The organism is Mesorhizobium sp. CA14 (genome assembly GCF_020165195.1).
Taxonomy (GTDB): Bacteria; Pseudomonadota; Alphaproteobacteria; order Rhizobiales; family Rhizobiaceae; genus Mesorhizobium.
Genome location: NZ_JAIUHR010000004.1, coordinates 285088 through 300142, shown reverse-complemented (window position 1 = coordinate 300142; position 15055 = coordinate 285088). Strand labels below are relative to the sequence as shown.

At 62.7% G+C, this 15055-nt stretch carries 13 protein-coding genes; 8 read left to right on the top strand and 5 right to left on the bottom strand.

From position 1 onward, the window contains the following. Nucleotides 1-108: 108 nt before the first annotated feature. From LB565_RS07785 to LB565_RS07760, 6 genes are all read left to right on the top strand, one after another. Nucleotides 109-1419: a replication-associated recombination protein A gene (locus LB565_RS07785; protein WP_224582528.1), complete on the top strand. Its 1311-nt coding sequence runs from the start codon at nt 109-111 to the stop codon at nt 1417-1419. Between the two features lie 167 nt (nt 1420-1586). Continuing rightward, on the top strand, nt 1587-2414 hold the full coding sequence (locus LB565_RS07780; protein WP_224582527.1) for an aspartyl/asparaginyl beta-hydroxylase domain-containing protein: 828 nt from the start codon (nt 1587-1589) through the stop codon (nt 2412-2414). Nucleotides 2415-2566: 152 nt separating this feature from the next. After that, a complete protein-coding gene (locus LB565_RS07775; RefSeq protein ID WP_224582526.1) occupies nt 2567-3547 on the top strand; it encodes an RluA family pseudouridine synthase in 981 nt (326 codons plus the stop codon). Between the two features lie 43 nt (nt 3548-3590). Beyond that, on the top strand, nt 3591-4466 hold the full coding sequence (locus LB565_RS07770; protein ID WP_224582559.1) for a DMT family transporter: 876 nt from the start codon (nt 3591-3593) through the stop codon (nt 4464-4466). 103 nt (nt 4467-4569) lie between these two features. After that, on the top strand, nt 4570-5361 hold the full coding sequence (locus LB565_RS07765; RefSeq protein WP_224582525.1) for an ATP12 family chaperone protein: 792 nt from the start codon (nt 4570-4572) through the stop codon (nt 5359-5361). Between the two features lie 247 nt (nt 5362-5608). Beyond that, nucleotides 5609-7498, top strand: a complete 1890-nt coding sequence (locus LB565_RS07760) for an MFS transporter (protein ID WP_224582524.1) — start codon at nt 5609-5611, stop codon at nt 7496-7498. An 81-nt stretch (nt 7499-7579) separates the two neighbouring features. Here the strand turns inward: LB565_RS07760 and LB565_RS07755 are convergent, their stop codons facing one another. Continuing rightward, entirely contained in the window at nt 7580-7774 is a 195-nt protein-coding gene (locus LB565_RS07755) for a DUF2735 domain-containing protein (RefSeq protein ID WP_224582523.1), read from the bottom strand. Between the two features lie 310 nt (nt 7775-8084). Between LB565_RS07755 and LB565_RS07750 the strand changes: the two genes are divergently transcribed. Next, nucleotides 8085-9125, top strand: coding sequence for a glutamine synthetase beta-grasp domain-containing protein (locus LB565_RS07750; protein ID WP_149803858.1), 1041 nt, complete (start codon nt 8085-8087; stop codon nt 9123-9125). Between the two features lie 183 nt (nt 9126-9308). Here the strand turns inward: LB565_RS07750 and glnA are convergent, their stop codons facing one another. Together glnA and LB565_RS07740 are read right to left on the bottom strand one after the other, a co-directional pair. Then, nucleotides 9309-10718, bottom strand: coding sequence for a type I glutamate--ammonia ligase (gene glnA / locus LB565_RS07745; RefSeq protein WP_224509847.1), 1410 nt, complete (start codon nt 10716-10718; stop codon nt 9309-9311). Between the two features lie 44 nt (nt 10719-10762). Then, a complete protein-coding gene (locus tag LB565_RS07740) occupies nt 10763-11101 on the bottom strand; it encodes a P-II family nitrogen regulator (protein ID WP_018428041.1) in 339 nt (112 codons plus the stop codon). Nucleotides 11102-11449: 348 nt separating this feature from the next. On the opposite strand from LB565_RS07740, the gene LB565_RS07735 reads away from it, so the two are divergent. Continuing rightward, entirely contained in the window at nt 11450-12967 is a 1518-nt protein-coding gene (locus tag LB565_RS07735; RefSeq protein WP_224582558.1) for an NAD(P)H-hydrate dehydratase, read from the top strand. Between the two features lie 72 nt (nt 12968-13039). Here LB565_RS07735 and waaF read toward each other — a convergent pair whose 3' ends face one another. Both waaF and LB565_RS07725 read right to left on the bottom strand, forming a co-directional pair. Further along, nucleotides 13040-14056 (bottom strand): lipopolysaccharide heptosyltransferase II, encoded by a 1017-nt coding sequence (gene waaF / locus LB565_RS07730; RefSeq protein WP_224582522.1) that lies wholly within the window; start codon nt 14054-14056, stop codon nt 13040-13042. 57 nt (nt 14057-14113) lie between these two features. Next, nucleotides 14114-15055, bottom strand: coding sequence for a glycosyltransferase (locus tag LB565_RS07725; protein WP_224582521.1), 942 nt, complete (start codon nt 15053-15055; stop codon nt 14114-14116).

Sequence of the window (15055 nt, the reverse complement as noted above, 5' to 3'; positions counted from 1 at the left end):
AGAGCATGATCCCGAACTGAAGGTCCGCATAGCAAAAAGCGGGAACCGGTGTTCGGACAAGATCATGCTCTTAAAAGAGCGGAATCGCGTTTCAACCAAAAGACTTGCATGGCCGATCTGTTCAGTTCCGATGAGCCGGAAAAGGCGCCGCCCGGGCGGCCGCTGGCCGATCGGCTGCGCCCGAAAAACCTCGGCGAGGTCGTCGGCCAGGAGCATCTGACCGGCCCGGACGGAGCGCTGACCAGGCTAATCGATTCCGGTTCGCTCGGCTCGATGATCTTCTGGGGTCCGCCCGGCACCGGCAAGACGACGGTGGCGCGGCTGCTCGCCGGCGAGACCAATCTTGCCTTCGAGCAGATATCTGCCGTGTTTTCCGGTGTCGCGGACCTCAAGAAAGTGTTCGAGGCGGCGAAGCTCAGGCGCGCCAATGGCCGCCAGACGCTGCTCTTCGTCGACGAGATCCATCGCTTCAACCGCGCCCAGCAGGACGGTTTTTTGCCGGTGATGGAAGACGGCACCGTGGTGCTGGTCGGCGCCACCACGGAGAACCCGTCCTTTGAGCTCAATGCAGCACTTCTGTCGCGAGCGCGTGTGTTGGTGTTCCGTTCGCTGGGCGAGGAAAGCATCGCCAAGCTTCTGGCCCGGGCGGAAGAAACCGAGGGCAGGGCGCTGCCGCTCGACGAAGAGGCGCGCGCGATGCTGATCCGCATGGCGGATGGCGACGGCCGCGCCTCGCTGACGCTGGCGGAGGAAGTCTGGCGCGCCGCAAAGAAGGGCGAGGTGTTCGGCCCGGAAGGCCTGCAACGCGTCATCCAGCGCCGCGCGCCGATCTACGACAAGGGCCAGGACGGCCATTACAATCTGATCTCGGCGCTGCACAAATCGGTGCGCGGTTCCGATCCGGATGCGGCGCTCTATTATCTTGCCCGCATGTTCGATGCCGGCGAGGATCCGCTCTATCTTGGCCGCCGGCTGGTGCGTATGGCGATAGAGGATATCGGGCTCGCCGATCCTCAGGCGCTTGTCGTCGCCAATGCGGCCAAGGACGCCTATGACTATCTTGGCTCGCCCGAGGGCGAGCTCGCCTTCGCCCAGGCCGCCGTCTATCTGGCCACGGCGCCGAAATCGAACGCTGTCTACACAGCCTTCAAGGCTGCGACCGCGGCGGCCAAGGAGTTCGGCTCGCTGCTGCCGCCCAAGCACATTCTCAATGCGCCGACCAAGCTGATGAAGCAGGAGGATTACGGCGCCGGCTATCGCTACGACCATGACGAGCCGGACGCGTTTTCAGGCCAGGACTATTTTCCGGAGAAGATGGGCCGGCACACTTTCTACGATCCGCCGGAACGCGGTTTCGAGCGCGATATCCGCAAGCGACTGGAATACTGGGCAAAGCTGCGCAGCGAACGGAACAACTGAGTTCCGCGGCCCCGGTCGGCACGCTTCGTCGCCGAGCCACGCCATGGTGGACCACACCTGCTGCGGCATTGTGCCGGGAAACAAAAAATCCTATCAAGACGCACGGCTGGCGGGGGTCGCCGTGATTTTGTCCCATGGAACAGGATCGCGCTCCCGCGCGAATGACAATGACAAAGCAAACCGTCAAGACGCTCCGCAAGGCCGCCATCGCCGTCGTAGTTCTCGCGCTCGCCTTCTATTTCATACCGATCCTGGCCGCCATCTGGGTCGTCTGCGGCCTGATCGATGTCATGCGCAACGACCAGAAGGACCGGAACCTGTTCGAGCGTTACTTCCTCGGCAACGGCCTGTTCACCTGGCTGTTGTCGCCGTTCAACCTGATCGTCGACCTTCTCTGCTACCGCAATCCCGGCGTCTGGAAGCCCGAGCAGTTCCCCGAGGACTATCAGCGCGAGATCAATGAGGTGCTGAGCGTCTTCAAGGCGCGCAAGGACGAGATCATCGCCGACATCGACGCCAATTTCGGCGCCGGCCGACGCGGCATGTATGTCTACCAGTGGTACGGCAAGCACAAGATCGAGAACGTTCCCGAATTCAACAGGGATTACAAATACATCAAGACGATCGCGGTATCCGTTTTCAGCAAACGCGAATCCACGTCCTGGCATTTCGGCCCGCTCCGGCTCAGCCTGCGCATCCTCTACAATCTGATTCCCGTGCAGGCGGAGATCTTCGTCCAGTGCGGCAGCAAGAAGAACTACTGGTACGACAATCCCTTGTTCATCTTCGACGACACGCTGTTCCACCGCTCCGTCAACGAATATGACGGCCGCCGCTATTGCGTCTTCGTCGACATCATCCGCCCATCTCCGTTCCCAAAACTGATCGCGGGCCTTCTCGCCATCGTCTCGGTCAGCGTGGAGCGCATCAACTCCATCTTCTACAAGAACTGGAAGATGATCGGCTCGTCCAAGCCGAAGGCCGCCGCGAACTGATCACGGCGCTTCTTCAATCGCAAGTTCGGCCGGCGTGCGGCCGAGCCTCGCGTGGCTCCGCTTGGGGTAATCGTCGCGCTTTGTTGGGTCTTTGGCTCGCAACATGCTCGCCTTAGTGCTATGGCCCCGCTTTCAAACGGAAAAGCGTAGTCATGGCAGGTGTTGAACAGATCACGATTGAGGCCGGCGAGGCGGGCATGCGGCTCGACCGCTGGTTCAAGGTCCATTACCCGGGCCTCGGCTTTGGCCACCTGCAAAAGCTGTTGCGTTCGGGGCAGATCCGCGTCGACGGCGGCCGAGTGAAGGCCGACACGCGCGTCGAGCCCGGCCAGTCGGTCCGCGTTCCGCCGCTCGACGTCGACAAGAAGGGCGATGCTCCACTCACCGGCCACTCGATCCGCAATCAAGGCGATGCCGATGTGCTCGCCAAGATGCTTCTGCACGAGGATCCGAAAGTCTTCGTCTTCAACAAGCCCGCCGGCCTCGCCGTGCAGGGCGGCTCCGGCGTTACCCGCAATGTCGACGACATGCTGGAAGCCTGGCGCAACCAGAAGGGCGAGAAGCCCCGCCTCGTCCACCGCCTCGACCGCGACACGTCCGGCGTGCTGGTGGTTGCCCGCACCCGTCTTGCAGCGATGAAGCTTTCGGAAGCGTTCCGCGCGCGCGAAACCAAGAAAACCTACTGGGCGCTGGTCAAGGGCGTGCCGCCCAAGCGCGAGGACAAGATCTCGACCTGGCTGATCAAGGAGCCGACGGAGGATGGCGACCGCGTGCGCGTGGCCGCGCATGGAGAGAAGGGCGCCGACCACGCCGTCTCCTATTACCGTGTCATCGAGCAGGCGGCGCAGACGATGACCTGGCTGGAGATGGAGCCCTATACCGGCCGCACTCACCAGCTTCGCGTTCACGCCGCCTACATAGGTTGCCCGATCATTGGCGACCCCAAATATTTCGAGGCCGATATCAACTGGGATTTCCCGGGCGGCATCCAGAACCGCCTGCACCTGCATGCGCGCCGCATCATTATCCCGCATCCCGACCAGGGTGTAATCGACGTGACGGCGCCTATGCCGCCGCATATGCGCCAGAGCTGGAACCTGATCGGCTTCGACGACCAGAGCGCGGAGGACTGACTTGGCTGTCGCCCCCGCGCTGGATCGCCGCGATGCGGTCGACATGGCCGCGGCGGTCATCATGGTCGGGCTGACCTTTTCCTGGGGCCTGAATTACGTCGCCGCCAAGGTCTCATACGCTGGCTACGACCCTGTTTTCGTCTCGATCGCACGTTCGCTCATCGGGGGAGCTTGCGTGTTCGCCTGGTGCCGGCTGCGCGGCATCAAGCTCTTCGAAGCGGACGGGACGCTGGCCGCCGGCATCGTCGTCGGCGTGCTCTTCGGCATCGAGTTCCTCTGCCTCTATATCGGGCTCGAATATACGACCGTTGCCCGCAACACGCTCCTGGTCAACACCATGCCGTTCTGGGTGCTGGTCGGCGGACACTTCCTGCTTGGCGAGCGCATCAACGCGCGCAAGCTCGGCGGGCTTGTTCTCGCCTTCTGCGGCCTGGCGGCGGTTTTCTCCGACGGCATTACTGCCGGCAGCGACGCGAAACTGACAGGCGATCTGCTCAGTCTCGGCTCGGGCATTCTCTGGGCGGCGACCAGCATCGTCATCAAGCGATCGAAGCTGGTCGAGACGAGTGCGGAGAAGCTGCTGCTCTATCAGCTGGCCGGCGCCGCCGTCGTTGGTCTCCTGGTGATGCCTTTCGCCGGTCCGCCGATCCGCGCGGTTGCCGCTTTGCCGACACTGGCGCTGCTGTTCCAGTCTTTCTATATCGTCGCCTTCACCTATGTGTTGTGGTTCTGGCTGCTCACGCGCTATCCGGCGGCCGGTCTGTCGAGCTTCGCTTTCCTGTCGCCGGTGTTCGGCGTTCTGTGCGGCGCGGTGCTGTTGGGCGAGCCGCCGACGGCCAGGATAATCCTGGCGCTCGGCCTGATTGCCGCCGGCCTGATCATCGTCAACCGGCCGGCGCGCAGGCAGCCAACACCGTAGATCAGCTCGCCGAACGGCAAGCTGCTCTATCTCTTTGTTTTGACGCAATTCCGGACGGAAAACCGCTTCACATTTTTCCTGGAATTGCTTTAAGGAGTTCGGCATGCGCGAAATCCTCGAAGACCTCGAAGCCGGAAAATTGCTGTCCGATCCCGATCCCGTGCGCCGCGCCCAGATCCAGATGAAGACGCCGCTGCCGAAGCGTTTCTACAAGGCCGTTTCGGTGGCTCCCGTCGAGAACGGTTTTGCCATCCATCTTGACGGACGGCCGGTGCGCACGCCGGGCAAGGCCATGATGGTGCTGCCGACCGAAAAGGCTGCCGCACTTGTGGCCGATGAATTCAGCGCGCAAACCGAGGTCATCGATCCCGTGACGATGCCCGTCATGCGCCTCGTCAACACCGCCATTGACGGCGTCGCCTCCGATCCGCAGGCGGTGCTGGAAGACGTGCTGCGCTTCGCCTCGTCCGATCTTTTATGCTACCGGGCCGACGGTCCGCAGGGACTGGTCGATCGCCAGAACAGACTCTGGGATCCGGTGCTCGACTGGGCACGCAGCAGCCTCGGCGCGCGCTTCAATCTTGCCGAAGGCGTCATCCATGTCGAGCAGCCGCGCGAAACCATCGCCGTCCTCGGCGCGCATCTTGGCCAACGCTCCGAGCCGATGCGGCTGGCCGCCATCCATGTCATGACGGCGCTGACCGGTTCGGCGCTGCTGGCTTTAGCCGTCGATTTCGGCGAGATCGACGCCGAGGAAGCTTGGACGGCGGCCCATGTCGACGAGGACTGGCAGATCGAGCATTGGGGCCAGGATGCCGAGGCGGTGGCGCGTCGCTCGGCCCGCAAGCGCGACATGATGGCGGCGGTCAGCCTGCTCGAGGCGCTGCAAGGCTAAAGCAATCCCAGGAGGTGGGCAGCGGCCTTCTGCTCAAGAATTGCGCAAAGCTGAGCCACTCCAAGTGTCGCGCAGCTTTCGCAGCGCACCTAATACCAAAGTCATAATCCCATCGTCGCGGTGCCTTTCGCCCGCCCTTTCTGTCATTTTTCCTTCGTTGGCTGCGTTTTGAGTCCGCGTTCGGAGGAGCGCGGACGGTGGCGCGCAGCCATCGAGGACAGACGGGATCTCACGGGAGGATATATAAATGGCAATGGCTTCGACCGCCGGCGGAACCAGCCGCGGCATGACGCGGGAGGAGAAGAAAGTCATCTTCGCCTCCTCGCTCGGTACCGTTTTCGAATGGTATGATTTTTATCTCTACGGCTCGCTGGCAGCCTTCATAGGCTCGACCTTCTTCAGCCCGGCGATCCCGGAGGCGACGCGCAATATATTCGCGCTGCTGGCTTTTGCCGCCGGATTCCTTGTCCGTCCGTTCGGCGCGCTCGTGTTCGGCCGGATCGGCGATCTCGTCGGCCGCAAATACACCTTCCTCGTAACCATGACGATCATGGGCCTGTCCACCTTCCTGGTCGGCCTGCTGCCCGGTTATGCCAGTTGGGGCATTGCGGCGCCCGTGATCCTGATCGGGCTGCGCATGCTGCAGGGCCTTGCGCTTGGCGGCGAGTATGGCGGTGCCGCGACCTATGTCGCCGAACACGCGCCGGACGACCGACGCGGCTACTACACGTCCTGGATCCAGACCACGGCGACGCTCGGCCTGTTCCTGTCGCTGATCGTCATCCTGATCGTCCAGGGCTCGCTCAGCAAGGAGACGTACGCGAATTGGGGTTGGCGCATCCCCTTCATCGTCTCGTTCTTACTGCTCGCCATCTCGATCTGGATCCGGCTGTCGCTTTCGGAGTCGCCGACCTTCCAGCGCATGAAGGAGGAAGGCAAGGGCTCGAAGGCGCCGTTAACGGAAGCTTTCGGTCAGTGGAAGAACGCCAAGATCGCCCTTCTGGCGCTGCTCGGCCTCACCGCCGGCCAGGCCGTGATCTGGTACAACGGGCAGTTTTACGCCCTGTTCTTCCTGCAGAACGTGCTGAAGGTCGACGCATGGTCGGTCAACGTCATGATCGCCATCGCGCTTGCCGTCGGCTCGATCTTCTTCGTCGTGTTTGGCTGGCTGTCGGACAAGATCGGCCGCAAGCCCATCATCATGGCCGGGCTCGCGTTGGGTATCGTCTGTACCTTCCCGCTGTTCAAGGCGCTTACCTGGGCCGCCAATCCGGCTCTGGCCACCGCGCAGCAGAACACCCGCGCGACAGTGACGGCGGCGCCCGGCGACTGCAAGTTCCAGTTCAATCCTGTCGGCACGGCGAAGTTCACGACATCCTGTGATATCGCGACGTCATTCCTGACCAAGAACTCAGTGCCTTACGACGTCGTTGCGACGGCGGCACCCGGCACCGCTGCCACGGTCAAGATCGGCAATGAGACGGTACCGTCCTATGACGCCGTTGCCGCTGGCGATCAGGCCAAGGCCAAGGAGGCGGCCTTCCAGAAAGCGGTGAACATGTCACTGCAGGACGGCGGCTACCCGCTGAAGCGCGCAGCAGCCAAGGTTCCGGACCAGAAGCTCGACGCCTTCATCGCGGCCAATCCCGAACTCAAGCTCGATGCCGCGGCCATCCGCGGCGGCGAAAAGGCGACGGTTCCGACCGACAAGGCGATCGCCGACAAGCTGCTGACCAAGGAGGAGGCTGCCGGCGCGCCGGAAGTTACCGTCTACACCATCCCGGGCGGCGGTCCGTTCGCCATGACTGCCGATCCGGCAGCCATCAACTGGCCGCTCACGATCGGCATCCTGTTCATCCTGGTGCTGTTCGTCACCATGGTCTATGGGCCGATCGCCGCGATCCTGGTCGAGATGTTCCCGACCCGCATCCGCTACACCGGCATGTCGCTGCCTTACCACATCGGCAATGGCTGGTTCGGCGGTCTGCTGCCGGCGACGGTGTTCGCCCTCAGCGCCTATAAGGGCGATATCTACTACGGTCTCTGGTACCCGGTGATCATCGCGGCAATGTCGCTCATCATCGGCATGATCTTCGTCAGGGATACGCTCGGCACAGACCTGCACGCCAAGCAGTAGCCGATCGAGCCTTCTGTAATCAAAAAGCCCGGCGCGAGTGATCGCGCCGGGCTTTTCGCGTGTCGGACTGGAAAGTGGTGATCAGCTCTTGCGCTGCTGGTTCTCTTCCTCGATCGCCGCCTCGTGGTACCAGCCGTCGAAATCGGCGTGCTCGCCGCGAAGTGCTGCAAGTTCTGCCGCGAATTTGGCCTTGGCGCCTAAATTTGAGGCAGACTTGCGTGCTGCAAGCGGGAACAGCAGGATTTTTGCCGACGGTCGCGATGGCGTGACTTGCATTGCCGACCTCCTCGTCTTTTCAGGAGCATACCGATTCACTTTCCCATCAAAATATGTCCTGCGATTCCTTTAGGCAATATGCTTACAAAAAGATCAGTAATTGCCTATTTTATAAGCAAAATTGGCGCCTGAACGATCCAGGCGCATTGCTGAAGCGGCTCAACAAAATCAACGCGTTGCCATGACCATTTTGCCGCACCCGGTGGAGGCCGAGTGGCATACGAATTGCTTTTTAACCGTCGGCAGGCCGGCTCCAGCCGGCCGAGCGTCGCCACCGTTTGGCGGTGATCAAGCAACGAGAGGCACTGGAATGACCAAATACAAGCTCGAGTACATCTGGCTCGACGGCTACACCCCGACCCCCAATCTGCGCGGCAAGACCCAGATCAAGGAGTTTGCCGAGTTCCCGACGCTCGAGCAGCTGCCGCTATGGGGCTTCGATGGTTCCTCCACGAACCAGGCTGAGGGCCGCAGCTCCGATTGCGTGCTGAAGCCGGTTGCGCTTTATCCGGATCCGGCCCGCACCAACGGCATCCTGGTCATGTGCGAAGTCATGATGCCCGATGGCGTTACCCCGCATGAATCGAACAGCCGCGCCACCATCCTCGACGACGAGGACGCTTGGTTCGGCTTCGAGCAGGAATATTTCTTCTACAAGGACGGCCGCCCCCTCGGCTTCCCCGAGAGCGGCTATCCGGCCCCGCAGGGCCCGTATTACACCGGCGTCGGCTACAAGAATGTCGGCGACGTCGCCCGCCAGATCGTCGAGGAGCATCTTGACCTCTGCCTCGCCGCCGGCATCAACCATGAAGGCATCAATGCCGAAGTGGCCAAAGGCCAGTGGGAATTCCAGATTTTCGGCAAGGGCTCCAAGAAGGCCGCCGACCAGATCTGGATGGCGCGCTACCTGCTGCTGCGCCTGACCGAAAAATATGGCATCGACATCGAGTTCCACTGCAAGCCGCTCGGCGACACGGACTGGAACGGCTCGGGCATGCACTGCAATTTCTCGACCAAGTACATGCGTGAAGTTGGCGGCAAGGCTTATTTCGAGGCGCTGATGGCGCAGTTCGAGAAGAACCTGATGGATCACATCGCCGTCTACGGTCCGGACAACGACAAGCGCCTGACCGGCAAGCATGAGACCGCGCCGTGGAACAAGTTCTCCTACGGCGTCGCCGACCGGGGCGCTTCGATCCGCGTGCCGCACTCCTTCGTCAAGAACGACTACAAGGGCTACCTGGAAGACCGTCGCCCGAACTCGCAGGGCGACCCCTACCAGATCGCCTCGCAGGTGCTGAAGACGATCTCGCAGGTTTCGACCGACGCGAAGGTCTCGGCGGCCGCCTGATCCCTTATCGGCGCGAGCTGCGGTCCGCAGTCAGCCTCTCGACGAAAAAGCCCCGGTGGAAAAAGACCACCGGGGCTTTTTTCGTGAACATCGCGCCAGGCCGATTGCGGCTTCCATGCATGTGGCCAAAAAAGAACCCCGGCAAATTTTTTGCCGGGGCTCTTTTTTCGAAAATGTAGCAGCTTAGACCGAATAGTACATGTCGTACTCGACCGGATGCGGGGTCATTTCGAAGCGCATGACCTCGGCCATCTTGAGTTCGATATAAGAGTCGATCTGGTCATCGTCGAAGACGCCGCCGGCCTTCAGGAAGCCGCGGTCCTTGTCGAGGCTCTGCAGCGCTTCGCGCAGCGAGCCGCAGACGGTCGGGATCTTCTTCAGTTCCTTCGGCGGCAGGTCGTAAAGATCCTTGTCCATCGGCTGTCCCGGATGGATCTTGTTCTTGATGCCGTCGAGGCCGGCCATCAGCATGGCGGCGAAGCCGAGATAGGGGTTCGCGCCCGGGTCGGGGAAGCGGACCTCGACGCGCTTCGACTTCGGCGACGAGCCGAACGGAATGCGGCAGGAAGCCGAACGATTGCGCGCCGAATAGGCGAGCAGCACCGGTGCCTCATAGCCCGGCACCAGACGCTTGTAGGAGTTGGTGAGCGGATTGGTGAAGGCGTTGATCGCCTTGGCGTGCTTGATGATGCCGCCGATGTAATAGAGGCAGCTCTCCGACAGGCCGGCATATTCGTTGCCGGCGAAGGTCGGCTTGCCGCCCTTCCAGATCGACTGGTGCACATGCATGCCCGAGCCGTTGTCGCCGAACACCGGCTTCGGCATGAAGGTGGCCGTTTTGCCGTAGGCGTTGGCGACCTGATGCACGACATATTTGTAGATCAGCATCTTGTCGGCGTTGCGCACCAGCGTGTCGAACTTGATGCCGAGCTCGTGCTGCGCGGCGGCGACCTCATGATGATGCTTTTCGACCCGCACGCCCATCTCGGCGAGCACGGTCAGCATCTCGGAGCGCATGTCCTGGCAAGAATCGATCGGCGGCACCGGGAAATAGCCGCCCTTGATGCGCGGGCGGTGGCCAAGATTGCCGGTCTCGTAGTCGGTATCGTCGTTGGAGGGCAGTTCGGTCGAGTCGAGCCGGAAGCCGGTGTTGTAGGGATCGGCCTTGTACTTGACGTCGTCGAACACGAAGAACTCGGCCTCCGGGCCGACATAGATCGTGTCGCCGATGCCTTCCGACTTCATATAGGCTTCGGCCTTCTTGGCGGTGCCGCGCGGATCGCGGTTATAGGCCTCGCCCGAGACCGGATCGAGGATGTCGCACAGGATGACCATGGTCGACTGCGCGAAGAACGGATCCATGTGGACGGTATCGGTGTCGGGCATCAGCACCATGTCGGACTCGTTGATCGCCTTCCAGCCGGCGATCGAGGAGCCGTCGAACATGACGCCATCGGCGAACATGTCCTCCTCGACCTCGACGACATCCATCGTCACATGCTGCAGCTTGCCCCGCGGATCGGTGAAGCGCAGGTCGACGAATTTCACGTCGTTATCCTTGATCTGCTTCATGATGTCTTTGGCTGTCGTCATGTCATTTCTTCCCTGTGTGATGACGTCCGGAATGGATTGAAGGGTCAGATGGCGTCGATGCCGGTCTCGCCGGTGCGGATGCGCACGACTTCCTCTATGTTGGAGACGAAGATTTTTCCATCGCCAATGCGGCCGGTCTGCGCCGCCTTGCGGATGGCCTCGATGGCGCCTTCCACGGCCTCGTCGCCGAGCACCACCTCGATCTTCACCTTGGGCAGGAAATCGACGACATATTCGGCGCCGCGATAAAGCTCGGTGTGACCCTTCTGGCGGCCGAAGCCCTTGGCTTCGGTGACGGTGATGCCTTGCAGTCCGGCCTCCTGAAGCGCTTCCTTCACTTCGTCCAGCTTGAATGGCTTGATGATCGCTTCGATCTTTTTCATGTAAAAAGTGGCCTCCACTGCCAAGAAGACGGGTTGTGTGCCCCGCTTGCGCCTTCATCAAGCACGAAGCGTGCCAATCGTGAGGAGTGCAGGCGGTGAGGGGCGTTTTCGAGCCCATGCCGCACACGGATGCAAATTCGCGTCATCCGCTGCATCGCGTGCGTCATGGACGCCCAAAGCCTGTACATCGCCCCTCCTCAGGTCTGCGCAAAAAATGGGCAGACAGCGCAACTTGCAAGCAGAACCCTCTCGGACGCGACCGCATGTGCAAGATAATGCCGCAATCGCGCTGGTTTGCTTCGAACCGAAAACTGGACAATGCTTGATCGCATGGAGATCGGCAATCCCATGCGCAATGAACTTCTATCGCCGGCCGAAATGGCCGAGGTCGACAGACTGACGATCGCGGCCGGGCCGCTCGACGGCTATCGCTTGATGCAACGTGCCGGCGAGGCAGTCGCTGCCGCCGTGCTGGCGCGCTACCCTGGCGCGAAGAAAGTGCACGTGCTGTGCGGTCCCGGCAACAATGGCGGCGACGGCTATGTCGTGGCGCGGCTGCTGGCCGAGGCCGGCGTCGATGTGGCCCTGTGGACATCGGGCAAACCGCGGGCAGGCAGCGACGCCGCGCTTGCGGCGGCTGATTGCGCTCTGGAGCAGCACCCGCTTTCGGCTTTCGCCGCGGAAGCCGGCTCGCTGGTTGTCGACGCGATCTACGGCGCGGGCCTGTCGAAGCCTCTCGCCGGCGACGCCAAAGGCGCGGTCGACGCCGTGACCAGGCTGAACCTGCCGGTTGTCGCGATCGACCTGCCTTCGGGCGTTTCCGGCGAAAGCGGCGAAATCCTCGGCTCGGCATTTCGCGCGGCGCTCACGGTGACCTTCGCGCGAAAAAAGCCTGGGCACCTGCTTCTGCCTGGCCGCGAGCGCTGCGGCGAGATCGTGTTGGCCGATATCGGCATTCGTGACGAGATCATCGACGCGATCGCGCCGCGAGCCTTCGAGAACAGGCCCGGGCTCTGGATCGCGAACTTCCCCGCGCCGGCCGTCGACACGCATAAGTACAGGCGCGGCCATGCAAGCGTCTTTTCAGGCGGACCATCCGCGACGGGTGCGGCGCGCCTCGCGGCGCTTGCGGCCGCAAGAAGCGGGGCAGGGGCCGTCACCGTGCTGTCGCCGGCGAAGGCCATGCAGGTCAACGCGGCGCATCTGACCTCGATCATGCTGCGCAAGGTCGACGCGATCGAAGACGTGCACGACCTTATCGGCGATCGCCGGCCGTCCGCCTTCGTTCTCGGCCCCGGCTTTGGCATCGGCGACAAGGCGCGCGATTTCACGCTCGCCGTGCTCGCCAAAAACCGCCAGGACGGCGGCGTCGAGGGCCTCGTGCTCGACGCCGACGGCATCACGTCTTTCCGTAATGCGGCCTCGACACTATTCGAGGCGGCCGGCAGACCGGACGCGCCGGCGTTGATCATGACGCCGCATGAGGGTGAGTTCGGCAGGCTGTTTGGCGACATTGCCGCCGACAAGGCCTTGTCGAAGCTGGCCAAGGCGCGCGAAGCCGCGCGGCGCGCCAACGCCGTGATCGTCTACAAGGGCGCCGACAGCGTGATCGCCTCGCCGGACGGCCGCGCCGGGATCAACAGCAATGGCGCGCCTTGGCTCGCAACCGCCGGTTCAGGCGACGTGCTGGCGGGCCTCATCGCGGGCCTGCTTGCCCAAGGCATGCCGGCCTTCGAAGCGGCTTGCGCAGGAGTCTGGATCCATGCCGAAGCCGGCAGCCGATTCGGACCGGGCTTGATTGCCGAAGACCTGCCGCTGGCGATGGTGCCGGTCCTCCGCGAACTGGCGCAGAGCGCTGTCCGATGAAATTGCGGCGCCGCCCGCGCGCCGGCATGGACGCCGGCTTCGGCGCGGCAGCCGAGGAATAGGTCAGGCAACCTACCTGGGGCGCGGCTCCCTCATGGCGTCGGCCAAAGCGGCAAGAACACGTTCCTCGCTGACACCGCGTGTGTCCTGGACCCAGCTCGGCGTCGAAATCGGCGGCTCGAGATAGCGGACCTGGTCGTTTACCGGTCCGGTCTCATAGGAGCGGTTCGATCCGAAGATAAGCACGCATGGTCCGCCCAAGGCCGCGGCCGCATGGCAGAGCCCGCCATCGACGCCGAGAAACGCAGTCGAGGCGGCGATCTGGCATATGGCGTCGGTCAGTTGCGGTGTCGATGTGAAATCCACCGCCTCCGGAAGCGCTGCCCGGATTTGGGCGGCGGCCTCGCGTTCGCGCGGGCCGCCGATGAGCCAAACCGACCAGCCGCGCCGGGCGTGATCCTGCGCTACCGAGATAAACCGCTCCGCCGGCCATGAACGGAAATTGCTGAAAGCCGAGGTGTAGAGCGCCAGCGCCGGCCGCGCCGGATCGATTCCATGCCGGGCGCGCCAATCGGAAAGTTCCTCGGCTGAAACCGCCATTTGCGGCGCAGGCAGGCGCATGTCATCGCCAGGCTTCTCGCCCAGCATCGCGATCGCGCAGACTTGCTCGAACAATCTCGTCTTGCGCGGGCCGAACGCCACGAAGCTCTTCGGCCAGCCGGCGGGAAGGCGGTTGATGATGCCGAACTGGAATTCGCGCGGATAGCCGATACGCTCCGGTATGCCGGCCAGCCATGGCACAAGCGCGGCCTTGGTGCTGCTGGTGAGCATATAGGCCGCCTGGTAGTTCTCCTTGCGGATTTCGCGCGCCAGACCTGCGCGCTCTTTCAGCCCGGGCCTCCAGTGCTTCTCAACGATCCAGGTCTTGCGGATATGCGGCATCAGCCGCGCCAGCGGCGCGGCGAGCGGCGAGGTGGCGACGTCGATCGGATGCTCGGGGAACTTCTCGGCAAGTATCCGGATTGCCGAATGGCAACGGATGAAATCACCGATCGCCGGCAAGCAGAAGACGAGGATGGGACGCAACAAGCGCTACCTTTTTGATCTGGAACAGCCGCTGCCAATGGCGAGCATGACGGTGATTTGTCACGGAAGCGCTTCGCCATCAAGGATGCGGGCATAGAGTTCCAGATAGGCTTTTGCCGTTTTCTCGATCGGGAATCTGTCCGCCGCAGACTGCCGGCATCGCTGCGCGGACAGGCCTCCGGCCTCGGCAAAACCGCGCCCGAACTCCTCGTCGGACTCGAAGAACCGGCCGGTATCCGCATCGACGGTTTCGACGAGCGCGCCGCGCGGTGTGGTGAGCACGGGCGTGCCGCACAGCATGGCCTCGACCTGCGCCATGCCGAACGGCTCCTCCCAGGAGATCGGGTTGAGAAATGCCTTCGATTCACCCAGCAGGCGCAATTTGTCCTGGCCGTCGACCATGCCGTGAAAGCGGTAGCGGGCGGAAATGCTCTTGAAAAACACGCCCTCGCGACGTGTCTTGCTGCGGCCGAGCAGCTTCCAGCGCGAGCCGCCGGCGATATCGAGGGTGAAGTCGAATTTCTTCGCCAGGTCCACCGCCCGGTTCAGCCCCTTTCCGGCCCGCGCGATGGCCGCCATGAAAAACAAATGGTCGTTCTTCGACGGTGCCAGGCGATAGGCGTCCACCGGAAAACCATTGTAGACGAAGGTCTTGCGGCCATGCAGCTCGGCATGGCGAGCGCTGAGAAAGTTCCAGTTGGGCTGCGGCCGTGGATAATCCGGAAGATGACCGTGCTCGGTGTTGAGCGTCGGAAAGGGGACCTCTACCTTCCAGGCGTGGAGATTGACGATCTGCGTGTCGCGTGGAATCGCCGCCCGGCACTCGGCATCGCTGATCGCATGCCTGACCTCGCATAGTGGATGCGACGATCCCGGCGCGGCGATCAGGACCACATGGTGCCCGAGCCTGACCAGTTCGGTGATCAGCCACTCGACCTGACGCTGTGTGCCGCCATACCCCTTCGCTGGAATGAGGCTCTGGGCTGCAAGGGTTATGCGCAT

Bases quoted from the DNA above. Each gene is read 5' to 3' on its own strand.
- LB565_RS07785 (WP_224582528.1), top strand. From the start codon at position 109: ATGGCCGATCTGTTCAGTTCCGATGAGCCGGAAAAGGCGCCGCCCGGG.
- LB565_RS07780 (WP_224582527.1), top strand. From the start codon at position 1,587: ATGACAAAGCAAACCGTCAAGACGCTCCGCAAGGCCGCCATCGCCGTC.
- LB565_RS07775 (WP_224582526.1), top strand. From the start codon at position 2,567: ATGGCAGGTGTTGAACAGATCACGATTGAGGCCGGCGAGGCGGGCATG.
- LB565_RS07770 (WP_224582559.1), top strand. From the start codon at position 3,591: ATGGCCGCGGCGGTCATCATGGTCGGGCTGACCTTTTCCTGGGGCCTG.
- LB565_RS07765 (WP_224582525.1), top strand. From the start codon at position 4,570: ATGCGCGAAATCCTCGAAGACCTCGAAGCCGGAAAATTGCTGTCCGAT.
- LB565_RS07760 (WP_224582524.1), top strand. From the start codon at position 5,609: ATGGCAATGGCTTCGACCGCCGGCGGAACCAGCCGCGGCATGACGCGG.
- LB565_RS07755 (WP_224582523.1), bottom strand. From the start codon at position 7,774: ATGCAAGTCACGCCATCGCGACCGTCGGCAAAAATCCTGCTGTTCCCG.
- LB565_RS07750 (WP_149803858.1), top strand. From the start codon at position 8,085: ATGACCAAATACAAGCTCGAGTACATCTGGCTCGACGGCTACACCCCG.
- glnA (WP_224509847.1), bottom strand. From the start codon at position 10,718: ATGACGACAGCCAAAGACATCATGAAGCAGATCAAGGATAACGACGTG.
- LB565_RS07740 (WP_018428041.1), bottom strand. From the start codon at position 11,101: ATGAAAAAGATCGAAGCGATCATCAAGCCATTCAAGCTGGACGAAGTG.
- LB565_RS07735 (WP_224582558.1), top strand. From the start codon at position 11,450: ATGCGCAATGAACTTCTATCGCCGGCCGAAATGGCCGAGGTCGACAGA.
- LB565_RS07725 (WP_224582521.1), bottom strand. From the start codon at position 15,055: ATGCGCATAACCCTTGCAGCCCAGAGCCTCATTCCAGCGAAGGGGTAT.